Raw genomic sequence first — 1,028 nt, forward strand, 5'->3', positions numbered from 1 at the left:
TTTCTTGTTTCTGTTTCGAATAAATACAACTTTGATTGGAGTTCCATTAGCCATTGTTGTATGGATGGAACGAAGAATTCCTTTCTTGGATTGAACGGGTCCGGCTAGACGATAAAGCTGCTTTAAAGAAACCATTTCTCCGTTTACGTTATAACGCTGTTTTGTTTCTTTGACCATTCCAATTACATCTAATCCTTGATCAACAATGTCTTTGACAAGTGGAGGTAATGTAAACCATGAATCCATTAGGACATAACTTGATTCTATCCCACCAGCTAATGCACGTTTGATCATGTCAGGGAGTTGTTCGGGCTCTGTTTGTAAAGCATTTTCTCGACGCTTATAGCCACTGGTTCGTTTATCAATCTGTTCAGAGATTCCATTGATTTGAGACTTCTTTGAACTGACTAAGGAAAAGTCAATTGGCATAAATGTATAGCCATCTGACCAACCCAAAGTTAACATACGAAAGCCTTTGTAGTATCGCATTTTAAGAGAAGCGTGATCAAAACAACGTGCAAGTAATTCAACTTTTTTACTGCGATTTCGGTCATAGGCAGAATCGTCGATAATAAACACTTTTGGCCGTTTTTTATTTGTGAGACGGGTAACCTTTTGAATCGTAAAGGTACTCAAAAGTAATAAAAAACGGCGCCAGTTGAACGTCGATTGATTTAAGAAACGATAGACAGCATCCTTGGCAGGAAACTTATCCGCCTTCTTTGAATCAAGAAGGGAAAACCAATTTTTATGTTGGAAAATCAAACAGAAAACAAGTTGAAATAAGTAAGAGCAACTGTAACCAAAGGATTTTTTAATACCGGCTTGGCGTAAATGCTTATTAATTTCAAGCTCAGAAAAAACAGAGTTAAGTTCATTTGGTAGTTGATTATATTGACTATTTTGGTCTATCATATAGGGGACACCTCTTCTATGTGGTAGTGATTTCTCATTAATCTCACTATACCAAAGAATGAGGTGTTTTTTCATTTTTAATAGGTGTCAACTACCATAATTGATATAACCTA

General features: G+C 36.2%; 1 protein-coding gene. It reads right to left on the minus strand.

Annotation, left to right across the window (positions count from 1 at the left end):
• Positions 1–915 (minus strand): transposase (locus tag Q1B07_RS26640; RefSeq protein ID WP_299095832.1); only part of this gene is annotated, 915 nt, incomplete at its 3' end.
• Between the last annotated feature and the right edge of the window lie 113 nt (positions 916–1,028).

The organism is uncultured Metabacillus sp. (genome assembly GCF_947503125.1).
Lineage (GTDB): Bacteria > Bacillota > Bacilli > Bacillales > Bacillaceae > Metabacillus.